The organism is Candidatus Desulfosporosinus nitrosoreducens, assembly GCF_030954495.1.
GTDB lineage: Bacteria > Bacillota > Desulfitobacteriia > Desulfitobacteriales > Desulfitobacteriaceae > Desulfosporosinus > Desulfosporosinus nitrosoreducens.
Genome location: NZ_JAVHUW010000058.1, coordinates 1 through 24,919 on the forward strand (window position 1 = coordinate 1; position 24,919 = coordinate 24,919).

Genomic DNA, 24,919 nt, shown 5'->3' on the forward strand with positions numbered 1-24,919 from the left:
TACAATGTCTTTTACAAAACGGTTCCTGAAATCAGAAAAAATGTTAAAGCCTTTCTCAAATCCATAAGCACGAGACCAGAAGCCGTTATTCAAAGGCTATGTTGTAAGTTGTAGTGAAGAATTAATTCAACTTATATAGTAATTAATTTAACACCTTGTTTCAACTCCTGAATAACCTTTGTTTTTCTATTCAAGCACCTTTCATTCTCAATAAGCTTTAAAAACATAGTGAACCCTACTACAATAAAAAACGTAGTAGTGTCAATAGCTAGTATAGGCACAATTCCTATCTTATTGTATAAAAAAGTGCCTAGGATAGGTCCTAGAATTAATGATAAATTCGATATCCACGCACTCAGTGAATTAGCCAATACCAAATCATCCTCTTTAAATAAAAATGGCATGATTGAGTTGGTAGCTAAATTATAAAAAACCTCACTAAATGCGGTAAAAATTATAATGAAATAAACCAATGGGAAGCTTAACCTACCATTCCAAACTACAAGCAGCAATACAAGTGAAAGCGCTATTCCACGCATCCCATCAAAGAAAATCATTACTTTTTTTCTGCTAACTCTATCGATAAAAACCCCAGCGAACGGATATAATATTATTTGTGGAATATACTTTATGGATAGAATAAAGGCAAACATTGTCGCAGAATTAGTTTCCTTTAACACATAAAGTGACAATGCAAAATAAGTCATAAGGCTTCCAAGGTCTGATATAGCTTGGCCTAGTGAGTACAACAAAAAATTACGTGTATGTACTATTTTAAAAAACATTCTATCATTCCTCATTTATCAATATAAAGCCGCTCACCATGCCACTTGCTCAGATACCCATTCCACAAGTTTCCTTAAATTCCTGCAAAAAGCAGCAGCGAAAAAGCTAGAGCTCCCAAATCAGGTACGCTCTAGCTTTCACGTTTATAACTTCTACTGCTTTGCCAGCAAGCCAAACTCCTTAAGCGGCCAGTATCTGAATAGAGCTCTTCCCTCAACATTTTGGGCTGGCAGAGCTCCCCAGTAATGACTATCATAACTGGCATTGCGATTGTCACCTAAGACAAAATATGAATCCTTCGGGATTTGCAGCGGTCCATAATTATAATCCGGTTTTGCCATTTCGTAAGACTCAGATAAGGCCTGGCCATTGACTAATACCTTGCCATCTTCTATTTGCACCGTATCTCCCGGCAAACCTATAACTCGTTTTATCCAAGGGTCACCTGTCGGATTAGCGAGATTTTTCGGCGGGTTAAAAACGATAATATCTCCACGATGAATTCCTGAAAATTTAAAGTATAATTTATCCACTAAGATCCTGTCATTAATCAGGATTGTCGGCGACATTGATGGAGTTGGTATCGTTGACGCTTCCACTACAGCACTGCGTAAGCCCCAAGATAGTATAAAAGCAAATGCAAGGATCTCCAGCAACTCAAGAATTTTTTTCTTAGAACTCCCTTGTCTTTTGGCCATTTTTACCTTCCTTCCTTTGTATTTTATAGTTTTCCCCGGCATGGTTGTCCTAATATGGCGTGGCGAGGCTGGGCTTAGGCTCATAGGTTACTGTTCTTTTCTTCTTGCCTCATAATCTTGTTTTGCCATCAAATATGAAGGGTGATAAAGACCTGTCGGAGGATAGTATTCATCGTTTTTATACTTAAAACCCAGTTTTTTAAGCAATTGTGCCGACGCTATATTTTTAGGATTATGCCCCGCAAAAAGCGCGCTCACACCCAGCCGATTGAAAGCATATTCTATGACCGCAAAACAAGCTTCTTGAGCAAAACCTTTCCCCCAATAGTTTTCTTTTAAATGGATACCCATTTCTAAAATCTTATTTTCATAATCATAAGGTCTCAAACCGCAACATCCAATATTCTCATCAGTTTCTAATAAATAAACCGGCCAGTATTGCATATTGGCAGTTTCATAAGTATTTATTTCCTTGATCAGCCTTTGGTGAACCTGTTCATCAGACATAGTACCTGTTGCTACAATGAACTTCGTTACTTCCGGATTGCCCCAAAGTTCTTTTGCTTGGGATAAATCTCCTTGACTCCATACCGAAAATCCTAGTCTTGTTGTTCTTAGAAAATAATTTCTCATAATTTATTACTCCTACTAATCCTCTAATCATCAAAGATTCCATATCGTACACTCTCCGCTTGCCGCTCCTTCAACACTTCCGCTTGGCTCATACAGAACTTGTCTGCCGGTGTCTTCTATCAAGACGACTACTTCGAACCGCATGTTCTTCTTAAACTTAGCAAAACGCAACCGGCTTAACACTCATTTTCCAGAAGTCTTATGACTTCCTCAACATCCATAACGTCGGCAAAACGTTTATTCCAAATCTTAAAGTTATAAAACTCATAAAGTTTCTCGCCGGACAGGTAATCGTTATCAAAAGTCGTATTCGTTTCTTCCGGTATTACCACTTTATAGTCATAGTCAAAAGCGCTCTTGCAAGTGGCATCAATACAATATTCTGTTTGAAGTCCAACTAAAATTATGGTCTCTATATTTTGGCTATCCAGATATTTCTTCAAATCAGTTTTGTGAAAAGCACTATTATACTGTTTCTCAAAAATTAATTCATCGCCTTTAGGTGCTACCGCATTGTAAATTTGCCATCCATCTGTGCCAATTTCAAGCTCTGTACCCTTTCCATCGTCATGCCGTACAAACAGAATTTCTTTTTTATTTTCTCTGGCAGCTAATATTAATTTTCTTATATTTTCTATTACTTTGTGTTCATTATAAGGATGTGCATTGATCAATGCATTTTGCACATCCACCACTAACAATACCATATTACTCATAGTACTTACTTCCTTTACTAAAAAGTTCCCTACGCTCTCCGTGGGTGATTACACTTATGGTCTTCCCGCCGGCTTCACCCACTCAACATCCTTATCTTTCCCTCAAGCGCTGAAAGTTCAGGCTGAAACCTTCTTTTCTGCCGGCTAAGGTGTTTGAAACCCAGGGAGAGGCGTAATATCATTATCGATTTAAAAAAGCGATCACTTCAGCGGCCGGTAAAAAGAAAGCCTGTCCCAGTAAAGTACCGACTAGTTTTGAAGCAATTAACAATACAACCAATGCCTTAACGTCAGTGTATGGCCTCTTCCCCCTCAATGCTTGATCCGTTATTACAGCTGAGTTTGGATCTATTAGTAATGTTAACAGGATGGAAGCCACCCCATTTATTACTCCGGAGGATGCGACAACTGCAAGTCTATGTTCCGCAGTAACCAATGTCGCCGAATAACTCGCCGCAAGAACACCAATGGTATATATTCCTGTAACCAATGTATTTAAAATGAGTAATCTCTTAGGAATGTCCCGATATCTTAAGCGGCTAAACATTGATTTCGACGGCCTTGTTGCACTGCTAATTATTCTTTTAATATTGTTCAGTTGTAATGCCTCAACTACCAGTGAGGGCGCGGACCCTGTTATTTCGAGGCGTTGTACCGCCTTTTCGAAAACTTTTAGAAACGTAGGGATTAATAAAACACCAGCTAAAGTTCCTATCGTGGATGAAAAAACCACAATGCGCATATCCATAATTGGATTAATTCCTTGAGCAATACTTATCCCTATAATACCTCCGACCAAGGGAGCCTGGAAGGTATTGGCAGTACGTGAAACTAGGGCAAATATGTTAAATAAAGAGAGAGATAACGCTACCTGCCCACTTTTTACCGAATTCAATCTCACTGAGTAGGAAAAGGTATCGACAAGGTGGATGATAGCTGTTAACGTAATCACTTCAACCATCGCTCTTCCCATAAGTCAGCAATCCTTTCTTAAATAAAAGATCCTTCTTAGTTGAAATAGTTTGTATTTCAACAGAGTAAGGCAAAAGCCATGGCAGCAAAACGCGTTGGCAATCGTCCCACTCCCCTAACGCTCCCGACGTGATTTTAGCCTATTACCAGCTTTCGTAGTGGATTACTTCTTCAAGTTTCTTTCTGGGACGATCTTTTGGAGATTCCCCTGCATAGCCGAGAGTAAGAATACAGATTACATATTTGTCGTTGGGAATATTTAAAATTGGTCTGATTTCTTCCTGGGTAAACCAAGCAACCCAGCATGTTCCCAAGCCTAAATTGTTGGCTTCAAGAACAATATGCTCTATTGCAATAGATGTATCTCTGATAATTTGCTTAAGTTCAAGCTCTGGACTATCTTCATGCAGCGATATTTGGACATTGTCAGTTATTCTCGACCGTATATCGGCTACACAAACAATAAATACCGGAGCTGTGAGCATCCATTTTTGATTATTAGACACTTCAACTAATTTTTGTCTCGTATGTTCCGACTTAACTACAATAAAATGCCAAGGTTGTGTATTGTCACCAGAGGGGGCTAATCTTGCGCTTTCTAACAATTGCATGATTAATCCATCATCAACTGGTTTTTCGAGATATCTCCTTATACTTCTACGATTCTTTATCTGCTCAAGCATAATAATTACTTCCTTTTGTCAAAGCTTTTTCAGCTGCTTGCTGACAATGATAACAAAAGCATTCCTTTAGCAGCAACCGTTCTTTCCAGTGCAGGCAAACTTTTCCGTCTGTTAAAATCGCTGACTTTGCTAACAAATATATCCACAAGTTTTCTAAGATCATCATAAATTGCGCTGTATTTTACCACATCTTGGTGTCGGGGTCAATTTACGTACTTTCCCCCTGTCCCAGATTCGAATGCGCATTCGAATCTGGGACAGGCCTGAATTCCCCCAGGAATCAGAACGGTATTCGTTATACCGTTATTTTATATTGCTCAGCCGTTTCTTAACAAACTCTAACTAGCATCAATTTCAATTATTGCTTTTTTCATAGCGGTATCTGTTATCTCAATCTCAAAAGGATATCTCGGCTGAGGGCCTTATTATAGTGAGATTACCGCAATATTCGTCTGTTTTTTGAGACTTAGCGATGTCTTCGCACATTTTGCAGAGTAATTTTAGTACATGCGTCCTTGTTGGTTCTATGTTCTTAAGGATGGAATCTATTATTCGTCACATCTCACACACCTTTTCAAATACCAGGAAAATCTGGAATTACATTTTTCACATCTCCACTTGCGGTTTTGCATTACCAGCCATTTTTCTTCGCCAATATCTTTTAGTAAACTAAGGTTCTCAATTGCTTCAGCATGATGTGGTTTACCATCACCATTAAAATCAAGCAACTTCTTACAAGGGAAATCGCTGCATAAGCTGCAATATTCAATTTTTTTGTTTCTTGCACAGTCCCTGACAGCACAGTCTCCGCATTGGTTTTCTAATCGGCAACCAGGGCAAAACTGAAGTGATTGGTTTTTATATTTATCGTACATTGATGGCATATGCCGAACATGATCTTTATTATTTTCTTCAAAACCAACTTTAAAGCTGCATGCGCCACAATAAAGACCACAATAAGCTATCAATTCATCTGTCATTGAAAGTACTCCTTCTTGTAATTAACTAAGACCAGTTATCCATACAACGAGCCATCGTCAACGCTCCCGTGCCCCACCAAGAAGCCGAATCTTTTCAATTTCTGATCCCTTTTTCATGTTTGGAAAAGAAAGTCTAAAACAAACCACCGTCCCTATTTAGTCGCGGGTTGGTGGTAAATTACTGTTAACAGTTTTCTTTTTTGATTTTCATGAATACAAAGGTGTTGTTATCCGACAATTCATCCTGGTACAGGAAATCGAGTCTCCTAAACTTTTTAATTTCATTCAAATCTTCAACGGCATTTTCAGCCATGAAACGCACCATTTCACCGCGTGCCATTTTCACATAAACTCCTTTTTCAATAATTTTACCGCCAATCAGCTCGCCAAATTTGCAGGTGACATAATTGACATTGGGAGTTAGGTATTTCTCAACAGTTTTACTGTATTCAGCCGAAGCAAGATTTAAAATTGTGGTGTCATTCTGGGTTAAGTACCGATAGATATCATCTTTCCAATAGTCATACAAACTATGACAGAAAACCGTTTTCAACTTTGCCTGCATTTCCAAGCGATAGGGTACAACTCCGTCAAAGGGTTTCAATATGCCATAAAATCCGGATAAAATCCGCAGATGATCCTCAATGTAGTCAAAATAGCCGTACTCAAATACCTGTGGTGCCATGTACTTATACTGAATGCCATCGTAGGCTAAAATGGCTGGGGTTGTGGACCCGCACAAATCCATTTTTTGATAGCGCTCATAGTTCAGGCCGGCAATCTCAGCATTGCAGCAAAGCAGTTTTTTAAGTTCTTCATATGTGAGGCTTTGTAGATATTCTTTTAGTTTTTGAGCTTTTTCCAGGTATACAGGGGCATTGCGAGAGGGAAGAAAATCCCCGTCCATATTCATTTTCTTGGCCGGAGAGATTATAATTTTCAATATCGTTTCAATCCTTTATTATTCACCCTTGATTTATCTTGTTTATTTGTTACCTGAAGTAATCAGAAACTGGAATGCTGCCAAGAGGGGAGCCCCTACCGGCAAACTTGCACTGAAAAGATTGATCTCCGGAAGAGATTTTGTAACACCGCAAGCAAATATTTAGTGTATTTAAATTCTTATTTCGGTCTTATACACAACAACAGCTTTTCCACCTACCCTAACTTGTTCCGGTCTTCCGTTATTCAATTTAACAGTCACTTCAACAATGCCACTTCGACCTATTGCAGCTCCTTGTTCAGCTTTGAAGGAAAAGACAGAACCATTATGTTTTACCAAACCATGTTCCACTAAATATACACCAAGAGGGCCATTAGCATTTCCTGTCACTGGATCTTCGTTAACACCTATGGCTGGTGCAAACATCCTTCCATGAGTTAAAATTTCCTTTTCTTTTGAATCCATTGTAAAAACAAAATATCCATTGCAATTTATTACTTTACTAATTTGTGCTAGTGCAAGCATGTTTGGAACTAAGGAATTCAACTTATTTCGAGTTTTGATCCCGATAATAACTTTGGAATGTCCGGTAGAAACAATTTGAATTGGGCACCTCACATCTAATTCCTCTTGATTAATACCCAAGGCCTCAAGTATTTGTTCTCTTTCTTGCATACCAAGTGGCGGATACAACTCGATCTTTCCTTGAGTCATTATTACAGAATAATCGTTTCCATCTTTAATTATTTCAACAGGTAAAATTCCGATTTTGATTTTATGGATCACGGTGGAAGAATCCAGGTTATATTCTAAAGCCCGGATATAATGAGCTGCTATAGTGGCATGTCCACAAACAGGGACTTCGGCTTTAGGTGTAAAGTATCTAAGCCTTACTTCATGATCGTCTCCATCAGGCGACAAAATAAATGCCGTTTCGGAATTATTTAGTTCTCCGGCAATTTGCAGCATTTCCTGCTCGGAAAGTTCATCTGCGTTTAAAACTACACCAGCCGGATTGCCCTTAAATTTTTCCGTAGTAAATGAATCGACCTGAAAAACTTTTATAGTTCTCAACCAGAATTTCCTCCACTTCCTTAGATCTTATATTTAATTTACTGCGAATCTAAAAAGCCAGATGTCAACTGCATCGGGAAATTGAGTTCATGCGAGGGAGGTTAAACGTACTTGAGGCACCGCTATTTTCTTAGCAATGAATATTCCTAAGAAGCCTCCTATAAGCTGTCCGACAATGATGGAGACTAATAATGTTGGCTGAAAGTTTGTGATGTAAGCTAACCAGTCTCCGATGACATACCCGCCGCAAACGCTGTAAGCAATACAGATCACCTTGTCAGGGGCAGGCATATCCTTTACCATCTTAAACATGGCTATAACATTGGCTGACGCAGCCAGTAAACCGGTGCTGCCGCTGGGACTTAAACCAATCACATTACCCATTACCAGTAAAGGCTTCCGCAGGTACTTTTGAATCAGATAGACCATCGGAAAGGCCCCCGCTAACATCATCCCGTAGACACCCAACAGTTCTACGGCCCTAAAGGGCTCTTGACTGTCGGCTATAACCGGGCTAAACCCCCAACTACCAAAGATTTTAGTGAAGAATCCGGAATAATATTCAATGATGGAAAAAGCAACGATAAGTTTCAAAGCGGACATGAGAACTTTGCCGTAGAGCGTGAACCCCTTTATCATTTTATCTGGAATATATCTTAATCCTATAGCAAGAAGAGAGCAAAATATCGTCAGAGGAACCAGATTTATAAATATTCCCTGTAACGTGAAAGCAAGGTGATAGGTAGCCGGACCGGTCACAGCAAATGTGGTGCGAATCGGGGGCTTGGTAAAGTAAAGAATCATACAAGTTGACAGAACACCGAAAGGAATTGCAATGATACCGGACATTGCTCCCAAGGCTAAATAGCGGTGATCCTGTTTCTCAAGCATCGCTAAACCTACCGGGATATTAAAAGAGATGATTGGTGCTGCCATGATACCTACAACTAAGGCCATGATCCAGTTTTCAGGACTTTGCGCAATCTGATGGGCCAGGAGATAGCCGCCGATATCGCTGTCGATAAAAGTAGCGGCCCCAATTGCCGGATCGGCTCCAATCAGATGGTATACCCGGCCGAAGATTTTCTGCACGAAGATGGTTAGATAAGGGACCGATACCATTAATCCTATGACAGGCAAAAATAGGGTTCCTACGGTTTGCATTCCTTCCTCGAAAGCTTTTCCTAAACACGATTCTTCTTTTATGATTGAAGAAACCGCTCCGGCAAGACAGCAAAGCAGGATAATGTATAGCACCAGCTTGCCGATAATATCCATCTCATAATCACTCCTCCAAGGCATAGCGGATTCATAGGCAATAGGAATTGAGCACAACAGGTTTAGATGATTTTGGTACTGCACGATTTATCCGCTAACGAATGTTCGTTAGCAAAATAGTATCGCCAAAAGAATCCCAACCACTGTCAGATTCATGATTCGGATTTGGCCTCTTCTTTAGCTTTGTTCCAACATCTCCGGCAAACAGGTAGATAGCTTTCGTTTCCGCCGACTTCAATTTGCCGGCCCTCAAAAACAGGCAGGCCATCTTTAAATCTTAGGACCATGGTTGCTTTGCGGTTGCAATACCAACACACGGTTTTTACTTCTTCAATCTTATCGGCATAGATGAGAAGAGCTTCGCTTCCTTCAAATAAGTTATTTTGAAAATCATTTTTTAAACCGTAAATAATAACCGGGATATTTAATTCATCAACAACCCGGCAGAATTCCAAAACATTGCCGCGGGTTAAAAAGTTCCCTTCATCACACAAAACACAGTCTGGCATCTCCCGCCTGGCCAGATCAAAAATGTCCGTTTTGGGATCAATAGTTATAGCCGGTTGGGAAATACCCATTCGTGAAGTGACCCGCCCTGTACCATAGCGGGTATCAATCGCAGAGGTAAAGATTAAGACCTTTTTTCCCTGTTCCGTATAGTTGTAGGCAATTTTCAATAAGTCGGCAGTCTTACCGCTTCCCATGGTCGCATAGCGGAAATACAGTTGAGCCAAATTTCCTCCTCCTTAAATCTTCCTGGAATTAAATTTAATCACAGGGCAGGCGGGGAATTACTTTGCTAGCCCTTCTATATATTTGTGCATAACCCCTCCACAACAATTTTCCGGTGGAAGTTCGATAATACAACAGTTTATATCCTTTGGGTTAACACCCAGAGAATTATGTGCCAAACGGTTGATTTTTTCCATCAGGCTCTTTTTCATCTCAGCGGTTCTACCGCAATACATAAAAATTTCTATAAATACAAAGTTCACATTGCGGCTTATATGCGCACTTCTAAACTCCTTAGGAGTTTGATACACCATTACCTGTCCGACAGTTTCCTCGATTTGTAGCGCTTCCACCAAGGAAGTCCTTACATCACAGGCAAAACTATTGATGATATCCGGTGGAATCGAATCGGCTAGGTGAATTTTAACAAAGGGCATTTTATTAACCTCCCAACTTGTAATATCAACACATTTAATCCAATAATCACTAACCCTGGTCACCCAATATCCCTTCACCAACCTGGCCTACCCACCTTCAAAAAGGGGTTGCTTTGGGAAACCGTTGAAATTGATTCTTCGTGGCGCTATCGGAATAGGCACCTTATTCTGTTACTGAGTAAATTGAGATTGCAAGTTTGACGCTAACGGAAAGCTCTTAATATGTTCAAAGTTTATTACCTCAATCTTATTTGGGCTTATCCTCAGCGTAACGTGATCAATTCCTACTTCATTATGAGCTCCAATATAAGGTTCAACCTCAAACTTGACCTCGTATACCTGCTCAGGGTCAGGCTTTTTGGCATCTATAACCTTCACCATGTAGGGTGGCGCCATAACATTCTGCCCGTAATAATTCGTTATTGACTGTTGAAGGTATGGGTTAAGTGACGTAATAAGCATTTCTTTATATAGTTCCGTCTCTTGATTTCCGGTCTGAGGCTGTGATAACACCACAGCTTTAGTTTGCCCTGTGGCATATGTTTGAGTAATAACCACTGAGGCAATCGTCAATGCCGAAACGATTGCTATCAGACTGATCTTCACCAACAACTTATGCTTAGTCATCAGCACCACCCCATCTTCATGGAAATGTAAGCTAAGCCAGCCTATCCCTCGTTCTGGATCTTTGGGCGGCTGCTGCCCAAAGCCGAAGCCCGGCGGAGCGGCTACGAAATTGTTTAAAGGTACTTTTTAAATCCTTGAACAAAATCCAATTCGTATCCAATTGCCTCATAAAATTTATGGGCTTCTTTTCTATGGCCAGCGGACACGAACATCGTGTAATAACAACCTCTCTTACGCCCGACTTCCTCTATTTCTTTCATAAGGATTTTTCCAATTCCTCTGCCATGCCAAGTCCTTTTTACTATAACATTTTCAATTACCATAAATGGCTTACATTTACCCACCAAATCAAGACAAATAATCCCCATTACTGTACCGACCACAAGATCGCCATCTTTGGCAATCTTGATTACATAATCCTGATTAAGCCCCATCAATTTAAAATTCTCTTGCATCCTATATGAATTGGTTTTCTGGCCGCTAAGTTCCTCGTACAGTTGAGCTAAGGGTTCCAAATCACTAACAGTCGCTGATTGTACGGTTATCAATGAGTCCTGCCGCCTTCCTCAACTTATTCTTAACCTTATCTTCTAGCTTTCTACGTATTTCTGAATAATCCTCTTGCGCTTGCAGGATTCACAGCGATAACTTAAGACCTAACCTACTCATACTTTACCAAGTGTTCCCCTGATAACCTCTGTCTTCCGTTCGGCCGTTTGATTGTTTGGTTTACTTAGGTTTTTCACTATACCTTGATCTTGGTTGATCCAAGTCTCTCTCACAAGAGACAGGTTGTATTTTTCAGGGAACAGTCTGGCAAATACAGCCTGTCCCTTGCATTTCACGCCAACTACCGGCTTTCATCATGGTTCAGTTATTTATAACGCAATACTTTTTCAATCTGTCCCAGATAGATTCTGTGGAATGTTGCTGAGTCTTTATAGTAGTCTTTAAACAATTGCTGCGAATCAAAATTATCCTTTTTCACATCCGTATGATAAACTTTTTGGCACACGAAAATGGTTTTTGCCTCTTCAAAAATAACTGTGTTTTCAAAGGGGATAGGATGCAACCCCGACTCAGCCACTTTATCACATTCATTGCCATGCATTCTTCCACAGATTTGTAAAGCGGGATGATGAAGAACGTCAAAAAAAGACACCGTAAAGTAATCGTTATTCTCTAAAAATTGATAGGAATACCTATCCGGATGAACATATACCTGTACCATTGGTTGAAGAAAAAATTTTCCGCACATAACACCGGTAATAGTCATCATGTTAAATTTGTCCTTCGTTCCGGCGGTTAAAAGCGCCCACTCCTCAACTTTAGTAAATGGGTTAAAATCAAACTGTTTTAAAGATATTTCCTCAAAACTCACTAAAATCACTCCTTTGTTATAAATATCCGGAATTTGAGCGTTTACCGTTGTCATCTAACTCACAATAGTTATTTTAAAGCTAAGCTCTGCAAAATGTTCCTCATTGCCGCCATATCGCTGTTCATGGAAAAATCGTCCGTTTCAATTGACACCCCAAAAGCTAAGGAGCTGTCACTTATTGGCGCGACAACATAAAGCTCTGTCCATGTCCTTTGTTCAGGAGAAGCCGCCGGCATATCTCTATCCAAAATGTACATTTTGGCATTACCCAGACCGGAAACGATATCCTCTCTCCGGACTATTGAACTGTGGTTGGGCAGGCTGCTGTTATCACCGTAATAGCCAACCATTTCGATCCGGCCAACCACTTTGCCGTTCTTGAGAATTTGACCTTCTTTATCGCCATTTAGATTTATGTTCCAACCACCAGGTAAGCTGTCATTAATCTTTAAACCGATTTGCTCAATGGCTTTCTCGGTATTTACTTTAAACCAGTAAAAAATCTGATGATTCCCGTTGCCCCAGGTTATTTCCAGATTGAATAAATACTCGCCTGAGTAATAAGGGGCCACAATCGAGTGGTTATCAACCGGATAATCGGTGAACTCTTTGTTTTCATCTACTAATTGCACCTTATAGGAAGGCTTATCTAAACCCATTACTTCAGCGGCTTTGAAGTCAATGCGCGCACCCGGTTTTACAACATCAGCAGGCAGGGCCATGGCATCGTTCATTTCTAAACCAAAATTCGAGTTATCCACTACTCCATCAGGTTGGGAGGTGTAATTTGCTGTGCTTCTTACCCAATTGATTTTTGTCGAGCCATTGCTTATGTCCACCTTTGGATATTTGGAAGAGTAGCCAGGCTGGTTGGCAGTTATGTCCTTCATCTGCGCAGACGGAAATATCTTGGTTACAGTCAATAATAATTGCTTATTGCCGCTGGAATCCAGCAAATAATAACTTGAAGGGCTTTGAATGTCTTTGATGATCTTGCTGAAACTTTAGTGAGTAATAGCTTTTATAGGTTCCGCAAACTTATCTTGGGAATTGTCCGTACTGAAATCTATCGTTTGGCCGTTATAAGCCAAGACATGGATGACAGGATCTCCTTCTGTTGTGTAGTCAATCATTCGCAATTTGGAAACTATACCATGGTCAGCCGAGTCCAGGAAACCTTCTAATTTGTCTATGTTGTAAACCTGGCCATGATCATTTACCACATCGCCTTGACCGGCAGCCTGCTGAGGGCCGAAGGATTTTATGGTTGATTGATTGGAACATCCTGCTATACTAAGCCCCAACGCGAAACAAATGATCACAATGATTCCTTTCCAAAACCTCTTCTCAATCAAACCCATCTCACACCTCTGTTAGATTACTTAACATTAGGTAGGAAAAATCTCTGCTAACGAAATCTCCGTTAGCTCAGGAACTTCATCACCCAAAAGATCATAGGCAATGTTACCTTCGACTTCATTAAACTTTGTATGTAAATTCCTGTTAAGATTATCATAAGGGGAAACTTCAGGATATACAACCGTCTTCCTTTAAAATGACCAGGGACATAGTTCAGCCGGATCAACGATCTTGTTGTGCTTTTCCGGGGATTTTACGAAAGTAAAAACCCGGCTATCTTAGATAACCGAGTTTTCCTCATCAATTGCCACCATCATTACCCTTCAAAAGGTTCGCAGAAACAAAAAAATTTAGCCGACTTGCCGCAACAAGCATTAATTGTGGCAGCCGTTTTTATAGCCTGCCTAAATCAAATTTTAGCCTGAAAGGAGATACTGCCGGATCAAACGACATGGAGCACTGCCGCTAAACAGCCAAAGCCTTTCTCACCTCGGTGATGCCCAGCACAGTGTTGCCCGCCTCATCCACCAACACTCCATAGATTTCTTCTGCCTCTTTAACGGTGATATAGCCGTTTTTCACATCCAGAGCCACTTTTTCCGCCGGACGTTTCAGGGGATTGCCATAGCCGCCGCCGGAACCGGTGACCATCCGGACGATATCCCCTTTGTGCAGCAGGATTTTCGAGCCCGTACCGGCCTGCGGCTCATGGCTGCCGTCCCTGCGGATAAAATCGAAGCCGTTGGGCGAACCGTCGTGTCCTCCGCTGTAGCCCCAGGCCGGATAATCAAACCGTCCGTAGGTTCCCGAAAAATAGACGTTATCGTTCAAGGCCTGATGACCAAGGATAATACCGTAGCCTCCCCGGTACTCCCCTGCGCCGGCATTGTTGGTGTTCAAGCTGTATTCCGTGACCCGGTAGCCAAACTTGGCCTCCAGCACTTCGGCCGGAATGTTGTAGGTCTCGCCGTCGCCGGTGCAAAACTGGGCGCTGTCGCCGTCCCGGTCAACACCGGCGCCCCAGCCGCCTAGAGTTGGCCCGACATCCACAAAGGGGTCCCCTGTTACAGAATGGGTACCTGAGAGTGAATAGGCGCCAACTGTGAGAAAATGTCCCGCGGTCAGTCTGCCCTTTTCCACCACCGGGGCCATGGCCTGCCAAACCAAATCCAGGGCAAACTGCATGGATTCATAATAGCAGGATACCGCCGCCGGTCTTTGGGCGCTGAAAATACTGCCTTCCTCGGCAATAATCTCCAAAGGCTCGAAGACCCCGTCATTGATATCCTGTTCGGGGCCGGTGCAGGCCAGGAAAATGCTGCGCATGGCCGATATCAAACCGGTGCGGCTCAAATTGATAGGTCCGGAGGTCTGGGGCGCGCTGCCCCTGAAATCTACAGTCATCCGCTCGCCCTTGATGGTCACAACCGTTTGGATCCGGAAAGGTCCGTTTCCCAGCACATCCCTGTCCATAAAACCGCTGGCGGTGTAGACGCCGTCCGGGATAGCCGCTACCCTGCTGCGGGAGTATTCCGCGCTGTTTTTCAGCAGGCGCTCAATGGCATTCTTGACCGTCCGTTTGCCATATTTGGCGCAAAGTTCCCGGATGCGCTTTTCTCCTGTGCGCAGCCCGGAAATCTGAGCCCACATATCGCCGATGGACATGTCCGGCAAGCGGACGTTGCTGCGGATAATTTCAATAATCGCCTCGCTGATGACCCCTTCGTTGAACAGCTTGATGCAGGGAAGCTGAAGCCCTTCCTGATAAATCTCATTGGAATCCACCGAATAACCCGGGTCCTTGCCGCCCAGTTCCGACCAGTGGCATTTGTTGGCACAGTAGCAAAAAATCTCTCCGTCAATATAGACGGGAATGACCAGGCCAACGTCCTGAAGGTGGGAACCGCCGCCCCTATAGGGATCGTTGATGATAATAATGTCGCCTTCCTTAAGATTGCCCTTGGAGGTGTATTTTTCAATAACCTCCTTAACCATGGAGGAAAGCATGCCCAAAAAACCCGCCACGCCGTTTCCCTGGGTCAGCAGGCGCCCCTGCTCATCCGTCAGCCCGGAGGCAAAGTCCAGAACCTCGTAAATAATCGGACTCTTGGAGGTTCTTGCTACCGAATAGAACATCTCTTCACCAATGGCTTGCAGCGAATCCTTGATAATATCCAAGGTAATCAGATCTGTAACCACATCTGTTTTTTGCTCTGACATCTTGATCACACCCCCGTTTCAATCATAATATCGCCAAAATCGTCGATCCTGGCCCTCATGCCCGGTTCGATCACGGTAGAGGCGCTCACCTCTTCGACGATGGCCGGACCGGCTATCTGCATACCCGGTGACAACTTCTCCCGCGCATAGACAACAGTATCAATCTTGCCGGTTCCTTCAAAAATAACCGGACGTATTTCCAGCACTGCTTCATCCAGGGTATAGGGTTTGGCTTCCAGGGTCTTAATAGGTACTTTTTCCACCCGCCCAAAGGAGGCCAGGTGCAGGTTGACAATCTCCACACCGCTGTCATCCAGCCGGAAGGAGTAATTGAGCTCATGTTCCTGGTGGAAGGCTTCAATGAAGGTTCCCAGGTTCTGGGGATTCATATCCTCATTGGGCACACGCACCTTCACCGTATGGTCCTGCCCAATGTAGCGCATATCGAGATAATGAACAAAATAGATGTTTTCTCTGGCCACGCCCTTTTCGGCGTTGTCCCGGTAAGCCTTTTCCTCCAGTTTCCGCCATTCTCCATTGATTGCCTCATAATCAGGGTTAAGCAGCCGGGCGTTGTACGTCTGGATATCGTCGGAGCGCAGATCGGTCATCATCATTCCCCAAGCCGAAAAGACCGAGGCCGCCAAAGGGATGATAACTTTTTTGATGTTCAGCTCCCGGGCCAGGGAGGCCGCATGCATAGGCCCGCCGCCGCCGAAGGCCACCAGGACAAATTCCCGCGGATCATAGCCTTTCCGCACCGACACCAGCTTGAGAGCGTTGAGCATATTGGAGTTAGCTACCCGGATAATGCCCATAGCCGCCTCTTCGGCGTCCAATCCGTAGGGAGTACCTATCTTTTCCTGGATCACGGCGCACACCTGGTCCAAATCCACTTCCATATCAAAGTTTTTCTTGTCCAGCCGCCCCACCACCAGATTGGCGTCCGTGGTCGTCGGCTCGCCGCCGCCTTTCCCATAGGCTACCGGTCCGGGCAGAGCGCCTGCGGACTGAGGACCTACGCGCAGTGAGTTGGTGTTGTCGATCCAGGCGATCGATCCTCCGCCATTGCCGATCTCCACAATATCCACCACCGGAATCCGCACCGGATAGCCGGGAAAACGTCCGGTCTTTTCTATTTTGTATTCCGTTGTGGTCTTGACCTCACCGCCGTCGACCAGGGAGCATTTGGCCGTGGTGCCGCCGATATCGAAAGCGATGATCTTATCCTCTCCCAGCATTTTCCCCAGCATGGCCGCGCCGAATATCCCGGCCACGGGGCCGGATTCCACCATGTTGATGGGCAGCTCCTTGGCTTTTTCAAAAGTAGTGGTTCCGCCGTTGCTCTGCATGATGTATTTAGGACAACGGATTTCCATTTTCTCCAGCATGCCGTACAGTCTGTCGATATATTTTTTAGCCGTGGGTTTGACATAGGAGTTGAGCACCGCCGTTGTGCTTCTTTCATATTCCCGCCATTCCTTGGATACGGTGTAGGAGGCGGTTACCTCCACCTCCGGCCACAGTTCGGCAATCAGCTCTTCGGTCCGAATCTCGTGGGCTGCATTGACATAGGAATGCAGGTAAACCACGGCAATGGCTTCCACACCTTCCTTGCGGAAAATATCCAGGCATTTTTTTACATCGTCTTCCTTGAGGGGGACCAGCTCGTTACCCTGGTAATCCATGCGTTCCTCCACTTCCAGCCTTAAGTAGCGGGGAACAAAGGATTCCGGTTTCCGGAAATTGAAATTGAACAAATCCGGCCGGTTGCCGCGGCCTATTTCCAGAATATCCCGAAAGCCCTTGGTCGTGATCAGTCCCGTTTTAGCTCCTTTGCGCTCGGTCAGGGCATTGATGACCACTGTGGTCCCGTGGGTCAAATCCTGAATATCCTGCGGATCAAGGGGGCATTTTTTCAGGACATCGACAACGCCTTGCTCAAAATTGGGCGGCGTGGTGTGACTTTTATTGAAACGTACCCTGCCGTCTGCTTCTATATAGACGATATCAGTAAAGGTTCCTCCTATATCGGTTGCTACTCGCATCTATGTTTCCCTCCTTTTATTAATCTACTGCCTTTGGCCGTTTTTAAAATATGGATGGAATTATCACGGAAAACATTTCCAGCTCCGTATCTTCATTGTTAACAATTTTGTGCGGGCGGGTCGAGGGAAAATGGATGGTTTCCCCTTCGTTGGCCGTGTATTCAACACCGTCCACAATGGCCGTCGCTTTGCCCTTCAGGATCAGGAAAAGTTCCTCTCCCTCATGGGAAGTCTCCTCCATATCCAAAAAATGCGGCGCCATTTTCAAGCGGAAGCCGTCCAGCTTCCGGCCTTCAAATCTTCCGCTGAGCAAGCTGAATTCCTCATAACTGCGCTGCATACCCAAGAGGATATGGGCACGGCTGTTGCTGACAAATTCTTCTTTAACATCCGGTTCCGAAAACAGCTCCTTCATCGGCAATTCCAGGACGTCCGCGATTTTTTTCAGTGAAACCATGGTGATGGCCGATTTCCCGCGCTCCATCTGAGAAAGAAAGCTAATGGATAAATTGGTCTTTTCACTTAAGTCTTTAAGAGTCATGCCTCTTTGTTTGCGAAGTTCTTTAATCCTCATATAAATTTCCTTTTCCAAGTGTTACAACGCTCCACTTCACTTTTGTATAATTTAGCTGATCAATACCCCAGGTTTGTAACACCGAGGCCAATGGACAATCTACTAATTCAAGAGCGGCAAATTGGTCAATCCCACAACTCCAGAACACCGAAAGCCTTCTCGATACCCCATTGTTTGATTTCCTCCCGCTGCGGTGTCTCATAGAGGGCCTTTTTACTGCAATACCAGCCTGCTTTTTTCTTTAAGCCGCATAAAAATTCAGCGTATTTTAAGGGCGCAATATTAGCGTCAATGACGGGAACTCCAAACTCCTCCTGCAGGGTGCGGAAGAAGCCTAACTGGACAGTACACCCCAACAATATGGCCTCGGCGCCATCCTCCTCAATAGCAGCCCGGATCTCCTCCCGCAGGCGCTCTTTCGTATATTCGGGATCTTTCTGCAGCTCATGTACGCCGATCTCCAGGCTGCGGAAGGAGGCCAGTTTGTTGATATAGCCATGATGGAACACCTTGTCGCGCATGTCGGGAATACATTTCCTGCGCACAACAATGGTGGAAAAGGTCGAACCAAGGGTTGTTCCAATATGCATGGCCGCCTCAGCCGGCGCTGTAACCACCATCTGCCCGCAGATTTCCCGCGCTTCTTTCAAAAACGGATCGTAGTAACAGCCAATAATACATCCGTCATAGCCCTCTTTCTCCGCCTTTTTGACCCTATGCAAAAGCTCCGCGGCGATCAGTGCTTCATAATAATGATATTCCAGATGCTGCGGCAGGCCCGGTTTCAGGCTGACCACATCCAGCTGGGTACCTTCTTCCTTATAGGGTTCCAAATAATCTTTGACTTCCCGGTCCCAAGCCTCATGTCCTACCGGATTGATAAACAGCAGCTTATTTTTCATTAGCCGCATACCTCCGCTTCCTGAGGCTTTTTTAAACTATAGAGGTGGCAGCGCAGGCAGTGAGCCTCATCCAGATAAGACATAAGGGGATCTTCGGTCTTGCAGATATCCATAACATAAGGACAGCGCAAATGGAAGCTGCAGCCCGGCGGTATATTGACCGGCGAAGGTATTTCACCGGTGGATTTCACTTTTTGGGGCTTAAGCTGCTCTTCTTCATCCGAGATGACCGGCAAGGAGGAAATCAGCATTTGCGTGTAAGGATGTTCGGGCCGGTGAAAAAATTCCTCCGTCCGGGCTACTTCGGCAATCCTGCCCAGGTACAAAATGCCTACACTGGTGGCGATATTGCGCATCAAGCTCAAATCATGGGTGATAAACAAATAGGTCAGGTTCTTTTCTTTTTGCAGTTTCAAAAGCATGCTGATGATCTTGGCCTGAATGGACACGTCAAGAGCCGAGGTCGGTTCATCCAGTATGATAAACTTCGGCTCGGTAGCCAGCGCCCTGGCAATGGCCACCATTTGCTTTTCCCCGCCCCCAATGGAATTTGGCGTCTTGAACATATAATTTTCCGGCAGTTCCACCATATTCAGCAGTTCCCGCACGCGCTGCTCCCTTTCCGTCTTGTTCCCGCAAATCTTATGCACTTTAAGCGGCAGTTCCAGAATTTCTTTAATAGTCTGATGCGCGTTCAGAGAAGAACCCGGGTCCTGGAAGACGATCTGCATATCCTTTTTCATAGCCAGGGTCCTTTTTTTACCCTTGAGATTCAGATCCTGCCCCTGGAATAGTATCCTGCCTCCGCTAGGTTCGTACATGCCGATCACCGTATAGGCAATGGTGCTCTTTCCGGACCCGCTTTCCCCTACCAATCCTATCACTTCGCCCTGACGGATATCAATGGATACATCGTCCACCGCTTTGACATAGACAGGCTTGCCGTCTTTTTTACCGATATTGAAGTATTGTTTGAGGTTTTGGATGCTTAAAATCGTTTCCGACATTTTTTCCCCTCCTAGATATGCCAGCAGGCAACCAAATGCCCGTCGCCCGCTTCGATAAGCGGCGGCTTCTGTTCCACACATTCCTTGGTAGCCCGCTGACAGCGCGGCGCAAAACGGCATCCTTGCGGCGGGTAGAGATAGTCCGGAATGGAACCGTAAATACCGGATTGTATTCCCCCACCGGAAAGCCGCGGCACAGCCGCCATCAGCCCTATGGTATAAGGATGGAGGGTTCGCCGGAACATATCCTTCGTTTTGGCGGATTCCACCACATTGCCCGCGTACATCACATTGATGCTGTCCGTAAGCTCTCTGGCGACTCCCAGGGAATGGGTGATCATAATCAGCGACATGTTTCTCTTTTCCACCAATTCGTTCAGGGTCTTGTGCACCTGATCCTGAATGGTCACATCAAGGGCCGTCCCCGGCTCGTCGGCGATCATCAGGTCGCGCTGGGTCATGATGGCCATGGCAATGCAGATACGCTGCTTCATGCCGCCGGAAAGCTGGCTCGGGTAAAAGCCGAAGATGCGTTCTGCGTCGGGAATGAAGACATCGTTAATGGCCCGCAGCACCATCTCTTTTTGTTCTTTCCTGCTTTTGCCCTTGCCCTGAGAGGAATAGCGGACAACATCCATCATCTGCTGACCTATGGTAAAGACCGGGTTGAGGGCTGCCGCGGGCTCCTGGTAGATCATAGATATTTCTCCGCTGCGTATTGTGTTCAATTCCCGCCCGGACATCTCCAGAACGTCTCGGCCTTTATAAAAGATCTGCCCCTCGGGTATGACATAGCTTTTTTCCGGAATAATGCCCAGGATACTTTTGACCGTAGTGGTCTTGCCGCAGCCGGCTTCTCCCACAATGCCCACCTTTTCTCCCTTGTGGACGGTGAGGTTCACCCCGTCCAAGACTTTGGAGTAGCCTTTATAGACCTTGTACCAGAGCTTGAGGCTTTTTATTTCCAGAATGGTTTTGTCAGCTTCAGGATAGTCATGCATCTTTGCCATCTCCCTTTGACAGCATATCGCCGATACCATCACCCATAAAATTGAAGCCCAGGATGATAATGATGATGGCGATGGACGGAAATATGGTCATCCACCAGGAATCCGGCATGTAGCGGGCGCCGTCCGAAACCATCTGTCCCAGAGACGGCGTGGGCGGCTGTTCGCCGAGTCCCACATAGCTTAAAGTAGCGCCGATCAGGATAACCCAGCCCACATCCAGGGCCATCTTGGTAAAAACTGCCGAGAGACAGTTGGGCAGGATCTCCTTAAAAATGATGTGGACCTTGCCGGCTCCGATCAGACCTGCGGAAATAACGAAGTTTTCATTGCGGCAGGATGTAGCCATGCCGTAGACCAGGCGCGTATACCAGGGCCACCACATTAAGGTCACCGCAATCATGGCGTTGGTCAGGTTGGGCTTGAGCACCGAAGCAACGGCCAAGGCCAGCAGCAATGCCGGCACGGAAAGAAAGACATCCGTAATACGCATAATGAGCGTATCCACAAGGGTACCCTTAAGGTAGCCGCCCAATATCCCCAGGAACACACCTATAGGTACCGATATGGCCAGAACAATGACCGCCATGTATAAGGCTCCCCGGAAGGAAAAGATAATGCGGGTCAGAATATCGCGCCCCATGTTATCCGTTCCCAGCAGGAACTGCGCCGAAGGAGGCTTGTTGGCATGGGCGAAATCCACATAGGCGCCGGCGTGGGTCGGATAAGGCGTGATATATTTGGCCAAAACAGCGGAAAAAATGATGAGGAGAACCACCGCCAGGCCAACTCCCGACAGCTTGTTCCGGAAAAACTTGTGTCCCGCCCTTTTAAGGTTTTCCAGGCGTTTTTGAAAATCGTTGGTTACCGGGCGCTCTTCCTTGCGTTTCGCCTCATAAGCCAGAGCTTTCCTTATCTCCGCTTCTCTGTTTTTAATCATTGCTTTCCGCCTCCCAACCGTATCCTCGGGTCCAGATAGGCAACGATAATGTCAACGATGATGTTGATAACTACGAATATCGTACCGAAAATTAAAATCACGCCGGAGATAGCATTTAAATCTTTGGCCAGCATGGCGTTCATCCCGTATTTGGAAATTCCCGGCCAGCCAAAAATCACTTCGATCAGGAAAGCGTTGCTCATCAGGGCGGCTGTGTCCATGCCCATGCAGGACACGGCCGGTATGAGAGAAGGCTTAAACAGATATTTGTTCATGATCAGCCTTTTGGGAACACCGTAACCCTCCATGGCAGCCAGGTAGTCCTTGCCCATGTTTTCCGTCATGGCGTTGCGGACCAGGCGGGCTTCCTGGAACATACCCCCGGCACAAAGCGCCAAAGCAGGTGTCAGGATATGCAGGAAGGCGTCCCAGAAAGTAGAAAAATTACCGTTCAGAAGGCTGTCTACCGTATACATTCCCGTGATTCCGGGTGGCGGCGCAATGCCATGGCTTAAACGGCCCAGGACGGGAATGACCGGCCAGACATAGCCGAAGAGCAAAAGCAGCAGAACCGCCAGCACAAAGCCCGGAATTGCGACTCCGGCGTAAGAAAATACGCGGACTGCCGCATCCAAAACGCTGTCCCTGTGCTTCGCCGCCAGTCTTCCCAAAAATATGGAGCCTAAAACCAGGAATACCGCCGCTAAAATGACGACTTCCAGGGTAGCAGGCAGAAACTCCATCATATCCTGGAGCACAGGCCTTTTGGTCATGGTAGATATGCCGAAATCACCGGTCAAAACACCTTTGATCCAATAGATATACTGCATAGGCAGCGGCTGGTTTAAATGATTCTCCACCCGGAAGGTTTCCAAAGCGTGCTCCGTAGCCGTAGCGCCGAGGGCCATCCGGGCGGGGTCTCCGGGCACGATGCGCGCAACACAGAAAATAACGATAGAAAGACCAAATATAACCACGACAGATAAGAGCAGCCTGTTTAAAATAAATCTCTTGAAATTCATATTAACCCACTCTTCTTATGACGTATTTCTTTGGAGAGATAAAGGCAGCTGCTATTGATTTACGGCGAAGGTGCGGAACAGGAAGTTGTAGCCCATGGCCATTGAGACAGACTGGCCTGCCTTTGCTCTTTCCATGGCGGGGAATTTGATGGAATCATAGTAAGCATGCTTTTCAGCCTGCTCGGCGACCGGTATTCCCCAGCAGTTGTCATGAGCTTCCTTCTGCAGCTCCTTATAAATAGCCACCCGGGCCGTCTCATCGGTAGTCGTCAGCGCACTCTTGATCTTCGCGTCCACTGCGGGGTCTTTCAGCCATTCGGTTTGCTGCCAGGTAGCGGCCGTATCGGAATGGAAGCGCTGATAAAGCATGGCGCCCGCTTCACTGTAGTCGCTGGAGACGAAAGTAGTCGTTGCATTGGGAGTCGATTCTACCCTGGCCACATTATCAACATGGGTTGCCCAGGGAACCTTCACCACATTGACTTTTAAGCCGATCTGTTGAGCGGTAGCCTGAATAAGCAGAGCCAGTTTTTCTTCATCCGGCACGTCGGCAATCCAGTCAACGTCGACAGCGATGGAATCCAGAGAATTGGCGTATTTTGACTGTTTCAGCTCCTCTTTGGCCTTGTCCAGATTGAACTCATACTTGTATTCATCCGTATACCCCAGTACGCCCTTCGGTACAACGGAGTCGGCCTTGACATAACCGGGGAACAAGGTTTTAGTGACCTGCGAGTAATCGATCAGATAAGCCAGCGCCCGGCGGATATGCACATCGTCTGTGGGAGCCTTTTTGGTATTCAGCATCAGATAGAATATTGTTCCGTTGGAATAGCTGCCCACGTTTACTCCCTTGATATTGCCTAAAGCGGAATAGGCCTCGTCGGTCTGCCATTGGTCGCTGATATCCAACTGATGATTGGCCATCATAGTGCGAATCGTGGCAGGTTCGGTATTCATGATGATCTCAACGCTATCAGGCGCATTGGCTTCAAAGGTGCCAAAATAGTCTTTGAATTTTTTCAGCACGATCTTGTCCTGTACCTTCATTTCCGAACAGGTATAGGCGCCGCTTCCCGCATCGTTTTCCGCGAGGTAGGCTTTGCCGTAATCGCCGAAATTGCCGTAGGACCCTTGGGCTTGATGGGACTTCACCAGGTTCTCATTTAATATGTACAACCTGGGAAGTATTGACAGGAAGGGAGCAAAGGGTTTAGACAGCGTGAATTTTACGGTATAGTCATCAACTGCTTCAGTTTTGGCCAGATAATCTTTGAAAAGGTAGGCAAAGCCCTCACCGATTGTCATCAGGCGGTTGGCGCTGAATACGACATCACTGGCATGGAGTTCCGTGCCGTCGTGAAACTTTATCCCTTTGTTCAGGGTGAATGTCCATTCAAGGCCGTCTGGGCTTACTTTCCATTCCTTGGCCACAGAAGGTACGATTTTGTTGTCCAGATCGGGGTAGACAAGGGAATCGTACATATTGACGACTGCCACACAGGAAGTGTAGTCTGTGATGATGCCCGGATCGATTTTGCCTCCCGGAGACTGGGAAATACGGATAATTTTTTCTCCGGAAGCCGGCTGTCCGGCCGCTGTCGAGGATGTGGCTGTACCTCCGCAGCCGGTAAGAAGAGTCAGGATCATAAGAATTGAAACTAGCGCTGAAGTTGTTTTCTTTTTCACTTGAAATCTCCTTTCTTTTGTTTTCTTAGACTTGAAACTTTATAAACCGCCGTGGTCTTTATAAAAAAACAAAGGGGCTGTTGCAAAACGAACAGAGTTCGTAAAGCATCAGCCCCTCGTTGATTTCTAAAAAATATAACTGCGGGTCCAAAAGAACCCGCAGTTGGCGTATAATTGAGTTATGCAAACAACCAAATTACACAGTAAAAAT

General features: G+C 45.2%; 26 protein-coding genes. All 26 read right to left on the reverse strand.

Annotation, left to right across the window (positions count from 1 at the left end; genetic code table 11):
• Positions 1–131: 131 nt before the first annotated feature.
• The 26 genes from REC12_RS14235 to REC12_RS14360 all read right to left on the reverse strand — a co-directional run bounded on the left by REC12_RS14235 (position 132) and on the right by REC12_RS14360 (position 24,708).
• Entirely contained in the window at positions 132–785 is a 654-nt protein-coding gene (locus REC12_RS14235) for an MFS transporter (RefSeq protein WP_308895557.1), read from the reverse strand.
• Positions 786–938: 153 nt separating this feature from the next.
• On the reverse strand, positions 939–1,484 hold the full coding sequence (gene lepB, locus REC12_RS14240) for a signal peptidase I (protein ID WP_308895560.1): 546 nt from the start codon (positions 1,482–1,484) through the stop codon (positions 939–941).
• An 87-nt stretch (positions 1,485–1,571) separates the two neighbouring features.
• A complete protein-coding gene (locus tag REC12_RS14245) occupies positions 1,572–2,117 on the reverse strand; it encodes a GNAT family N-acetyltransferase (RefSeq protein WP_308895562.1) in 546 nt (181 codons plus the stop codon).
• 176 nt (positions 2,118–2,293) lie between these two features.
• The gene (locus REC12_RS14250) at positions 2,294–2,833 is read right to left on the reverse strand and encodes a cysteine hydrolase family protein (RefSeq protein WP_308895563.1); all 540 of its coding nucleotides are present in this window, start codon (positions 2,831–2,833) and stop codon (positions 2,294–2,296) included.
• Between the two features lie 181 nt (positions 2,834–3,014).
• A complete protein-coding gene (locus REC12_RS14255; protein WP_308895565.1) occupies positions 3,015–3,806 on the reverse strand; it encodes a lipid II flippase Amj family protein in 792 nt (263 codons plus the stop codon).
• Positions 3,807–3,948: 142 nt separating this feature from the next.
• Complete coding sequence (locus tag REC12_RS14260) at positions 3,949–4,488, reverse strand: nitroreductase family protein (RefSeq protein ID WP_308895566.1); 540 nt, start codon at positions 4,486–4,488, stop codon at positions 3,949–3,951.
• Positions 4,489–5,036: 548 nt separating this feature from the next.
• Entirely contained in the window at positions 5,037–5,468 is a 432-nt protein-coding gene (locus REC12_RS14265; protein WP_308895568.1) for a DUF3795 domain-containing protein, read from the reverse strand.
• Between the two features lie 184 nt (positions 5,469–5,652).
• Positions 5,653–6,411: a peroxide stress protein YaaA gene (gene yaaA, locus REC12_RS14270; RefSeq protein WP_308895570.1), complete on the reverse strand. Its 759-nt coding sequence runs from the start codon at positions 6,409–6,411 to the stop codon at positions 5,653–5,655.
• Positions 6,412–6,582: 171 nt separating this feature from the next.
• Positions 6,583–7,485, reverse strand: a complete 903-nt coding sequence (locus REC12_RS14275; protein WP_308895572.1) for a PhzF family isomerase — start codon at positions 7,483–7,485, stop codon at positions 6,583–6,585.
• Between the two features lie 87 nt (positions 7,486–7,572).
• Positions 7,573–8,763, reverse strand: a complete 1,191-nt coding sequence (locus tag REC12_RS14280) for an ethanolamine utilization protein EutH (protein ID WP_308895574.1) — start codon at positions 8,761–8,763, stop codon at positions 7,573–7,575.
• A 152-nt stretch (positions 8,764–8,915) separates the two neighbouring features.
• The gene (locus REC12_RS14285; RefSeq protein WP_308895575.1) at positions 8,916–9,497 is read right to left on the reverse strand and encodes a thymidine kinase; all 582 of its coding nucleotides are present in this window, start codon (positions 9,495–9,497) and stop codon (positions 8,916–8,918) included.
• A 57-nt stretch (positions 9,498–9,554) separates the two neighbouring features.
• On the reverse strand, positions 9,555–9,932 hold the full coding sequence (locus tag REC12_RS14290; RefSeq protein WP_308895576.1) for a tautomerase family protein: 378 nt from the start codon (positions 9,930–9,932) through the stop codon (positions 9,555–9,557).
• A gap of 171 nt (positions 9,933–10,103) precedes the next feature.
• Positions 10,104–10,559 (reverse strand): DUF3888 domain-containing protein, encoded by a 456-nt coding sequence (locus REC12_RS14295; RefSeq protein WP_308895578.1) that lies wholly within the window; start codon positions 10,557–10,559, stop codon positions 10,104–10,106.
• A gap of 113 nt (positions 10,560–10,672) precedes the next feature.
• Positions 10,673–11,107, reverse strand: a complete 435-nt coding sequence (locus REC12_RS14300) for a GNAT family N-acetyltransferase (RefSeq protein ID WP_308895579.1) — start codon at positions 11,105–11,107, stop codon at positions 10,673–10,675.
• Between the two features lie 326 nt (positions 11,108–11,433).
• Positions 11,434–11,940 carry a flavin reductase gene (locus REC12_RS14305; protein ID WP_308895580.1) on the reverse strand — a complete coding sequence of 169 codons (507 nt, stop codon included), beginning with the start codon at positions 11,938–11,940 and terminating at the stop codon, positions 11,434–11,436.
• Between the two features lie 68 nt (positions 11,941–12,008).
• Positions 12,009–12,701, reverse strand: a complete 693-nt coding sequence (locus tag REC12_RS14310) for a hypothetical protein (protein ID WP_308895582.1) — start codon at positions 12,699–12,701, stop codon at positions 12,009–12,011.
• A gap of 243 nt (positions 12,702–12,944) precedes the next feature.
• Positions 12,945–13,301 carry a DUF4362 domain-containing protein gene (locus REC12_RS14315; RefSeq protein WP_308895583.1) on the reverse strand — a complete coding sequence of 119 codons (357 nt, stop codon included), beginning with the start codon at positions 13,299–13,301 and terminating at the stop codon, positions 12,945–12,947.
• A gap of 463 nt (positions 13,302–13,764) precedes the next feature.
• Positions 13,765–15,519, reverse strand: coding sequence for a hydantoinase B/oxoprolinase family protein (locus REC12_RS14320; protein ID WP_308895585.1), 1,755 nt, complete (start codon positions 15,517–15,519; stop codon positions 13,765–13,767).
• Between the two features lie 5 nt (positions 15,520–15,524).
• The gene (locus tag REC12_RS14325) at positions 15,525–17,567 is read right to left on the reverse strand and encodes a hydantoinase/oxoprolinase family protein (protein ID WP_308895586.1); all 2,043 of its coding nucleotides are present in this window, start codon (positions 17,565–17,567) and stop codon (positions 15,525–15,527) included.
• A 43-nt stretch (positions 17,568–17,610) separates the two neighbouring features.
• Positions 17,611–18,159 (reverse strand): helix-turn-helix domain-containing protein, encoded by a 549-nt coding sequence (locus tag REC12_RS14330; protein ID WP_308895588.1) that lies wholly within the window; start codon positions 18,157–18,159, stop codon positions 17,611–17,613.
• A gap of 107 nt (positions 18,160–18,266) precedes the next feature.
• Positions 18,267–19,043, reverse strand: a complete 777-nt coding sequence (locus REC12_RS14335; RefSeq protein WP_308895590.1) for an aspartate/glutamate racemase family protein — start codon at positions 19,041–19,043, stop codon at positions 18,267–18,269.
• Complete coding sequence (locus REC12_RS14340; protein ID WP_308895592.1) at positions 19,043–20,050, reverse strand: ABC transporter ATP-binding protein; 1,008 nt, start codon at positions 20,048–20,050, stop codon at positions 19,043–19,045. The genes REC12_RS14335 and REC12_RS14340 overlap by 1 nt, the downstream gene beginning before the upstream one ends.
• An 11-nt stretch (positions 20,051–20,061) precedes the next feature.
• Positions 20,062–21,051 carry an ABC transporter ATP-binding protein gene (locus REC12_RS14345; RefSeq protein WP_308895594.1) on the reverse strand — a complete coding sequence of 330 codons (990 nt, stop codon included), beginning with the start codon at positions 21,049–21,051 and terminating at the stop codon, positions 20,062–20,064.
• Positions 21,044–21,997, reverse strand: coding sequence for an ABC transporter permease (locus REC12_RS14350; RefSeq protein WP_308895596.1), 954 nt, complete (start codon positions 21,995–21,997; stop codon positions 21,044–21,046). The genes REC12_RS14345 and REC12_RS14350 overlap by 8 nt, the downstream gene beginning before the upstream one ends.
• Positions 21,994–23,019 carry an ABC transporter permease gene (locus REC12_RS14355; protein ID WP_308895598.1) on the reverse strand — a complete coding sequence of 342 codons (1,026 nt, stop codon included), beginning with the start codon at positions 23,017–23,019 and terminating at the stop codon, positions 21,994–21,996. Before REC12_RS14355 ends, REC12_RS14350 begins: the two co-directional genes overlap by 4 nt.
• A 51-nt stretch (positions 23,020–23,070) precedes the next feature.
• Positions 23,071–24,708: an ABC transporter substrate-binding protein gene (locus REC12_RS14360; protein ID WP_308895603.1), complete on the reverse strand. Its 1,638-nt coding sequence runs from the start codon at positions 24,706–24,708 to the stop codon at positions 23,071–23,073.
• Positions 24,709–24,919 lie beyond the last annotated feature (211 nt).